Origin of the sequence: Chryseobacterium sp. MHB01 (assembly GCF_034651565.1) — a bacterium.
Lineage (GTDB): Bacteria > Bacteroidota > Bacteroidia > Flavobacteriales > Weeksellaceae > Chryseobacterium > Chryseobacterium nepalense.
Map to the genome: position 1 here is coordinate 1 of NZ_JAYEDA010000043.1, position 1,242 is coordinate 1,242.

Annotated in this window: 2 protein-coding genes; one reads left to right on the plus strand and one right to left on the minus strand. The window is 27.1% G+C overall.

The features are described from left to right. On the plus strand, positions 1-601 hold a 601-nt coding region (locus U9K52_RS21160), incomplete at its 5' end, for a restriction endonuclease subunit S (RefSeq protein WP_322928018.1). A 25-nt stretch (positions 602-626) separates the two neighbouring features. On the opposite strand, the gene U9K52_RS21165 is transcribed toward U9K52_RS21160, so the two are convergent. After that, on the minus strand, positions 627-1,242 hold a 616-nt coding region (locus tag U9K52_RS21165), incomplete at its 5' end, for a restriction endonuclease subunit S (protein WP_322928019.1).

Here is a 1,242-nt window from a genome sequence, read left to right on the forward strand (position 1 = left end):
GAAAATAATTGCCCAATTGACATCCCAAATGTCAAATCTCAAAGATTTATTATTTGAACAAAAATTAAGATTCCAGGATGATAATGATAATGAGTTTCCGGATTGGCAAGAAAGTAAACTTGAAGATATTTGTGAGAAACAATCTTCTAGTATTTCGGCTAATAAAATCGAGGATAGCATAGGAGATTATCCAATTTATGGTGCAACTGGAATTTTGAAAAATATTGATTTTTATGAAGTTGAAAATGATTACGTGTCAATAATAAAAGACGGAGCTGGTGTTGGAAGGTTACTTTATTGCAAAGGAAAGTCATCGGTATTAGGCACATTAGACATAATAAAATCTAAAAATGTAAATCTATATTTCATATTTCTATTACTTTCAAGAATTGATTTTAAAAAATATGTAACAGGCAGCACAATCCCGCATATTTATTTTAAAGATTATAAAAAAGAGAAAGTTCAAATCCCTTCATTGAAAGAACAAGAAAGAATTGCTAACTTTTTTATATCCTTAGATGATAAAATAAATATTGAAAATTCTCTTTTAATTCAATACGAAAATCAAAAAAAATATTTATTACAAAATCTTTTTGTTTAAGAAATAGTAGAGAAGACCTCTTAAGTTAAACAAACAAATTAGCCAAAAGAAACTTCTTCTGAAGCTCCAACCTTTCTAAAATTTGTTTTTCAGTTTCTATTTTTTCTTGAATAGAAGATAGGAAATTGGCGATTTTAGTTTGTTCTTCAATATCATGAGAAATTAATAATTGTAGATTTTTTAAATCTTTCTGTTGAATATTTGGAAGCCCTGAACCTACTCTTAAATTCATTATCTCTCGCTCATAAAACTTAAGTAAATAGAAGAAAAAGTTTGTAGAGATATCTTTTTTTAAGATAACTTTATAACAATGACCACCTAACCAAAATTTAGTCTTCATAAAACTTACAAAACCACAAGAATTTCCACCTTCACTTATTGTAATTGTATTTTCATCAGAATTAAACTTGTCAGTATATCCCGAAAAGTCCATACCTCCATTCAAGCAAGGATAATTACCTGTATCTGTTAAATCCTCTTTATTCAGTTGTTCTCCTTTTTTTATGTCACAAATCGCATCTAATTTTATTGTTTTCCAATCAGAAAAATAATTTCCCTGACTACTTTTAAATCTTAGTTTTTGACGAAATATTTTTTCAAGATTCCCTTTCATTAAGGTTTTTAATTGTTCTATTATTTTC